Annotated in this window: 5 protein-coding genes; 2 read left to right on the top strand and 3 right to left on the bottom strand. The window is 73.3% G+C overall.

The window, feature by feature from the left end; genetic code table 11:
* Nucleotides 1-167: 167 nt before the first annotated feature.
* Nucleotides 168-1211, bottom strand: coding sequence for an enolase C-terminal domain-like protein (locus ABD327_RS22090; protein ID WP_344452500.1), 1044 nt, complete (start codon nt 1209-1211; stop codon nt 168-170).
* A gap of 104 nt (nt 1212-1315) precedes the next feature.
* Between ABD327_RS22090 and ABD327_RS22095 the strand changes: the two genes are divergently transcribed.
* Complete coding sequence (locus tag ABD327_RS22095; RefSeq protein WP_344452502.1) at nt 1316-2098, top strand: SDR family oxidoreductase; 783 nt, start codon at nt 1316-1318, stop codon at nt 2096-2098.
* 62 nt (nt 2099-2160) lie between these two features.
* Here the strand turns inward: ABD327_RS22095 and ABD327_RS22100 are convergent, their stop codons facing one another.
* Both ABD327_RS22100 and ABD327_RS22105 read right to left on the bottom strand, forming a co-directional pair.
* Entirely contained in the window at nt 2161-3603 is a 1443-nt protein-coding gene (locus tag ABD327_RS22100) for an LCP family protein (protein ID WP_344452503.1), read from the bottom strand.
* A 120-nt stretch (nt 3604-3723) separates the two neighbouring features.
* Nucleotides 3724-5166, bottom strand: coding sequence for a GuaB1 family IMP dehydrogenase-related protein (locus ABD327_RS22105; RefSeq protein WP_425547190.1), 1443 nt, complete (start codon nt 5164-5166; stop codon nt 3724-3726).
* A 190-nt stretch (nt 5167-5356) separates the two neighbouring features.
* On the opposite strand from ABD327_RS22105, the gene ABD327_RS22110 reads away from it, so the two are divergent.
* A partial coding sequence (locus tag ABD327_RS22110) for an AfsR/SARP family transcriptional regulator (RefSeq protein ID WP_344452504.1) occupies nt 5357-6583 on the top strand: 1227 nt, incomplete at its 3' end.

Raw genomic sequence — 6583 nt, forward strand, 5'->3', positions numbered from 1 at the left:
CACGGGAGACTGTGTGGGAGAGTAGGTCACCGCCGCAATCAACATCGAGAAAGGCCCCCGACATCGTCGGGGGCCTTTCTCGCGTTTCCCAGGAAATCTCTTGGGAGGCCGTTCTTCGTGAAAAGGGCCCAGACGTTCGTCTGGGCCCTTTTTTGCGTTTCCGGGGTTCAGCCGGTGGTGATGCGGAGTTCGTCGGTGGCCAGGCGGGTGATGCGGGGGACGTCGATCTCGTGGCCCAGGCCGGGCTGGGTGAGGGGGACGGCGATGACGCCGCCGTGCGAGCGCAACGGCGGGGTGAGGTACTCGGGGCCTCCGGCGAACTCGGTGATGTCGCTGGGGAGGGTGCAGCCGGGCATGCTGGCGAGCGCCACGGAGGCGGCCCTGCCGATGCCGAAGACGCCGGAGCCGCCGCACCAGACGTCCCAGCCGGCGGCGTAGGCGCGGTCGTGGGCGCCGCGGGCGGTGGTGAGGCCGCCGAGGCGGCTGACGCGGAGGCTGAGGGCGCGGCCGGCGTCCATGGTGATCGCGGCGTCCAGGGCGTCGAGGTCACCGATGTCGGGGGCTACGGCCGCGCGGACCGAGCGCTGCAGCACGGCGTGGGGGGCGAGGTCCCGGAAGGGCCGTTCGATCGCGACGAGGTCGTAGGCGTCGAGGGACTCCAGGGCTTCGAGGTCGTCGGGGGAGTCGGTGTAGGAGCAGGCGCCGTCGACCTGGAGGGCGAGGGCGGGGTAGGCCTGCCGGACGGTGCGCAGGGCTTCGACGTCCCAGCCGGGCCGGACCTCCAGGGTGACGCGGGTGTGGCCACCGCCGATGTACCGGTTGACGAGGGAGGGGAGGTTGTCCAGGTGGGGCTGGCAGGGGATGCGGGCGCCGGTGACGACGGAGGTGCGGGTCCCGCCGAGGGCGTGGGCCACGGGGACCTTGTGCACCCGGCCCCACAGGTCCCATGCGGCGATCTCGACGGCGGCGGTGGCGCGGGGGCCGCCGAGCGCGCCGAGCCCGCCGAGATCCTCGGGGCGGTCCCACTCCAGGCCGGGCAGGGCCGGTCCGAGCCGCTGCGCGAGGTCGGCCCACGTCTCCTCGTCGAGGAGGGCGCTCTCGCCCCATCCGACGGTGCCGTCCTCGGCGGTGAGGGCCACCAGGGCGCTTTCGGGCCGGCGGCCGCGGTGCATCGCGACCCGGTAGGCACGGAACTCCACGATGCTGGGCACGGCTCTTCCCCCCTTCGTTCCCGACGTGCTCTCTTCGGCTTCCATGATCCCACGTCCCCTACCCGGTTCCCGGCCGCCTAACAAGTGCTCGGTAGGGTTCCTCCATGACGGTTCCCCAGTATCCGCAGGCCCGGGGCCTGCTCACCGGCAAGGTCGTGGTCATCACCGCCGCGGCGGGGGCGGGCATCGGCGGCGCCACCGCCCGCCGCTGCCTCGAAGAGGGCGCGCAGGTGGTGATCAGCGACGCCCATGAACGCAGGCTCGCTCAGTCGCTGGAGGACCTGGGCAAGGAGTTCGGCGCGGAGCGGGTGGCGGCGCTGCCCTGCGACGTGACGGACGAAGCGCAGGTCCAGGCTCTCTACGCCCACGCCCTGGAGGTCTTCGGACGGGTCGACGTGGCGGTCAACAACGCGGGGCTCGGCGGTACCGACGAACTCGTCGACATGCCCGACGAGCGCTGGGACCGGGTCCTGGACATCACCCTCAACGGGACGATGCGCTGCACCCGCGCGGCGCTGCGCGTGATGCGCGACCAGGGCGCCGGCGGCACGATCGTCAACAACGCCTCGGTCGTCGGCTGGCGGGCCCAGCGGGGCCAGTCCCACTACGCCGCGGCGAAGGCCGGGGTCATGGCGCTCACCCGCTGCGCGGCCCTGGAGGCCGCCGACCACGGCGTCCGGATCAACGCCGTCGCGCCCTCCCTCGCGATGCACCCCCACCTGGTGAAGGTGACCAGCGAGGAACTCCTGGCCGAACTCACCTCCCGCGAGGCCTTCGGCCGCTACGCCGAACCCTGGGAGGTGGCCAATGTGATCATCTTCCTGGCCGGCGACCAGTCGTCCTACATGACCGGTGAGATCATCTCGGTCAGCAGCCAGCACCCCTGAGCGACCGCCCAGAAGTTCCCGAAGCCCCCGCAGGCGTGTCGCCGGCGGGGGCTTTCGCCTTCTCAGGAAGGGCATGTGGAGTCGAGGGAGACGGGTTTGGCGGGATCGGGCGAAGGCGGGAGCGACGCCTGCGGCGCCGGTCGGATCACGGGGCGCTTCGAGGAACGCGCGGCCGCGGCGGTCCGCGCGGCGGCGGGCGAGGCGGTCTTCCTCCCGCGCCCCGCGACGGCCCTGTCGGCCCTGGCGCGGATGAACGCGTAGTCGGGTTCGGCCGTGTCGATCAGCGGGGGCACGAACTGGAGGCTGGTGATCTCCCCCTGGTCCCGCACCTTCTTCGCCAGTTCCAGGAGGGCGGGGAGCAGCGAAGGCGGGATGTCGGTGGCGACGGTGCGCCTGGCCGCCTTCGCCAGGCTCTGGAAGCGCGGCAGGATCCGGTGGGGCTCGGCCTGGCGGGCGATGGCGCGCATCAGGCACTTCTGACGGCCCATGCGGACGTAGTCATCGCTGTCGGTCCGGGAGCGCCCGTACCAGAGGGCCTGGGCTCCGGTCAGGTGGTGGCGTCCGGCGGGCAGGCGGCCCTCGCCGCTCTTCCCGTAGGTGATGTCCTCCGGGAGGGTCAGGTCGACGCCTCCCATCGCGTCGATGAGCCGGGAGAACCCCCGCATGTCGACGAGGACGTGGTAGTCGACGGGCTGTCCGAGGATCCCGGCGACGGTGGGGCGCAGCAGCGCCGGGCCGCGCGCGCCGCGCGGGACGCCGGGCACCATCTGCGGATGGTCCTCGGCGTACTGGTAGACCTCGTTCAGCAGTCCGGGGGTCATCTCCCCCTCCCCGGTGAAGCCGTCGGGGAAGTGGCGGGCGGCCGGTCCGGGAGGCAGCGGGACGCGTTCCAGGTTGCGGGGGAGACTCAGCAGGACGGTGTCGCCGGTGCGCGTGTCGACGCTGGCCAGCGTGATGCTGTCGGTGCGGACGCCGTACCGGTTGCGGCCCGCGTCCCCGCCGAGCAGCAGGATGTTCAGCCGGGGCCTGCCCTTCCACGGGTCGTCCCGGTTCTCGGCCCGCGCGTGGTCCGACGTCGTGAAGATGGACAGGAGCGCGCCTCGGTAGAGGAAGGTGGCGTGGGCGGCGAGCACGAACGGCGCGGAGACGGCCGTGCACAGCAGGAGCACCAGCGTGAAGGCCGCGATCCGTACGGGTGCCCGCAGCCCCCGGGGGCGCACCAGGAACCAGGACCGGGCGACGACTCCCGCCCACACCGCCGCGAGCAGCAGGACGCCCGCGACGGTGAAGGCCAGCCAACCGGGGCTGAACGCCAGCCTGAGCAGCTCCGGCCGGTGGCCCAGGGAGAGGGCGGCGGAGAGGCAGGCGAGCGCCGTGTAGACGGCGAAGAGCGCCGCGCCGGTCAGCCGCCGCCCCGACTGGAGGTGGGCGACGCCCCAGACCAGGGCCGAGGCCGTGGTCAGGGCCAGGGCGCCCAGCAGCCGGCCCCACTGCCGCCGTGTCATGTCCGGACCCCTCCCGCACGCCCAAGATCGTCAGATCAGAGTGAGTCAAGAAGGTCCGGGGTTCCAGTCCCGTCACGGCGTGTCACCGTAAGGATCGCGGCGTGTCACCGTAAGGAGTCGTCACCAGCTGCTGGACAGCGGTTTTCCCTCGGCGTAGCCCGAAGAGCCCTGGACCCCGACGACGGCCCGTTCGTGGAACTCCTCCAGCGTCGAGGCCCCCGCGTACGCGCAGGAGCTGCGCAGGCCCGCCACGATCCAGTCGACGAGGTCCTCGACGCCCGGGCGCTGCGGGTCTAGGAACATCTTCGAGGTGGAGATGCCCTCCTCGAACAACGCCTTGCGGGCCCGTTCGAACGGGCTGTCCTCGCCGGTGCGCAGCCGCACTGCGCGGGCCGAGGCCATGCCGAAGTTCTCCTTGTACAGCCGTCCGTCCGCGTCGTGCTGCATGTCCCCGGGGGACTCGTACGTCCCGGCGAACCAGGAGCCGACCATCACGTTCGACGCGCCCGCCGCCAGCGCCAGGGCCACGTCGCGCGGATGCCGGACGCCGCCGTCTGCCCACACGTGCCGTCCCAGGCGCCGGGCCTCGGCCGCGCACTCCAGGACGGCGGAGAACTGCGGGCGGCCGACGCCCGTCATCATCCGGGTGGTGCACATGGCGCCGGGCCCGACCCCGACCTTGACGATGTCGGCGCCCGCCGCCACCAGGTCGCGCACGCCCTCGGCGGTGACGACGTTCCCCGCGACCACCGGCACCTGCGGGTCCAGTCCGCGGACCGCCTCCAGGGCGCTGATCATCTTCTCCTGGTGGCCGTGCGCGGTGTCGACCACCAGCAGGTCGGCCCCGGCCTCCAGCAGGGCCTTGGCCTTGCCCGCGACGTCGCCGTTGACCCCGACGGCCACCGCGGTCCGCAGCCGTCCCGCGTCGTCGGCGGCGGGCCGGTAGAGGGTGGTCCGCAGCGCCCCGGTGCGGGTCAGCACGCCCACGAGCCGCCGCGCGGAGTCCACGACGGGCGCCAGCCGGTGCCCGCGGCGGTGCAGCACCTCGAAGGCCTCCTTGGCCTCCACGGAGTCGGACAGGGTCAGCAGGTCGCGGGACATGACGTCGCGCAACTGGGAGAACCTGTCGACGCCCTGGCAGTCGGCCTCGGTGACGATGCCGACCGGCTCGCCGTCCTTGACCACGATGACCGCGTTGTGCGCGCGTTTGGGCAGCAGGCCCATCGCCTCCCCGACGGTGTCGCCGGGCCCGAGGGTGATCGGGGTGTCGAAGACGGGATGGCGGGACTTCACCCAGGAGACGACCTCGGCGACGACCTCGACCGGGATGTCCTGGGGGATGACCGCGATCCCGCCGCGCCGCGCCATGGTCTCGGCCATCCGGCGGCCGGAGACGGCGGTCATGTTGGCGACGACGAGCGGGATCGTCGTCCCGCTGCCGTCGGCGGTGGTGAGGTCGACGTCCAGCCGCGACCCGACCGACGAGCGCGCCGGGACCATGAAGACGTCGTTGTACGTGAGGTCGTGAGCTATCCGCTCCGCGTTGAGCAACCGCAAGACCATGCCAATCGTCGGGGACACGCCAAGGTTTCTCCTACCCGGGAACCCCGGTTTCGATGAGTTCGCGGAGGGGGCGCCGTGAAATCCCGCCGGAAGACCTTGACATCCTTTGTTAGATCATTGCACTTTTCTTACATGGCCGTCTTACAGGGCGGCTGACGGGGGAGTCGGGTTGAGACGCGGAGAAAGTGCCATGCAGGTGAGGCTCCTCGGCCCGGTCGAGCTGCGCGACGGGCGGGGGGTGGTGCCGGTCGGGCCGCGGGCCCGCGCGGTGCTGGCCGCCCTGGCGCTGGACGCCGGGCGGCCGGTCAGCGTGGAGCGGCTGGTGCGCGCGGTCTGGCCGCGCACCCCTCCGGCGACCGCGACCACCCAGATCCAGGGCTGCGTGTCGGCGCTGCGCCGGGCGTTCGGGCCCGCGCGGGACCTGCTGGTCACCTGCCCTCCGGGTTATCTGCTGGCGCTGGACGGCGACTCGGTGGACGCCCTGGAGTTCGCCGGCAAGGTCGCCGAGGCCCGCACGGCCGCGCGCCGCGGCGACGACGAGGGCGCGGCGCTGCTGCTGCGCCAGGCCCTGGGAGGCTGGCGCGGCTGCGCCCTGGAGGGCGTCCCCGGGCTGTACGCCGAGGCCGCGCAGCTGGAGGAGCAGCGGCTGCTCGCCCTGGAGCGGCGGATCGAGGCCGACCTGGCCAGGGGCAGGGCCGCCGAGCTCGTCCCGGAGCTGACGGCCCTGTGCGCCGGGCACCCGTTGCGCGAACGCTTCCACGGCCAGCTGATGGTGGCGCTGACCCGCTCCGGGCGCCGTCCCGCCGCGCTGGAGGCCTACCGCCGTCTGCGCGACGCGCTGGTGGGGGAGCTGGGTCTGGAGCCGGGGCCCGAGCTGCGCCGGATCCAGCGCGACGTGCTGGCCGTCCGGTACCCCGCCGAGACGACGCTGCCGCACGATCCGGCGGACTTCACCGGCCGGGCCGCCGAGACGCTCAGGGTCGCCGAGGCGGTCACCTCCGCGGCGCTGCCGATCGTGGTGGTCAGCGGCAGGCCGGGGGCGGGCGCCACCGCCCTGGCCACGCACGCCGCCCACCAGCTGCGCCGCCGCTTCCCCGACGGCTGCCTCTACACCGATCTGCACTTCACGGCCGAGCCCCTCGAGGTGCTCGGCCGGCTGCTGCGCATGCTGGGAGTGACCGCGCCGCCCCGCGGGCTGGCCGAGCGCGCCGAGCTGTACCGGGCGCGCACCCAGGGGCGGCGGCTCCTCATCATCCTCAACGACGCCTCCGGCGAGCGGCAGGTCCTGCCGCTCCTGCCCGGCGACGGGGGGCCGGGGGTGATCGTCACCGGACGCGGCAGGCTCACCGCGCTGCCCGGCGCCGTCCACGTGGAACTGGAGCCCCTGCCCGCGGAGGACGCGGTGGAGCTGCTGGCG

Source organism: Actinocorallia aurantiaca (assembly GCF_039533685.1).
Lineage (GTDB): Bacteria > Actinomycetota > Actinomycetes > Streptosporangiales > Streptosporangiaceae > Actinocorallia > Actinocorallia aurantiaca.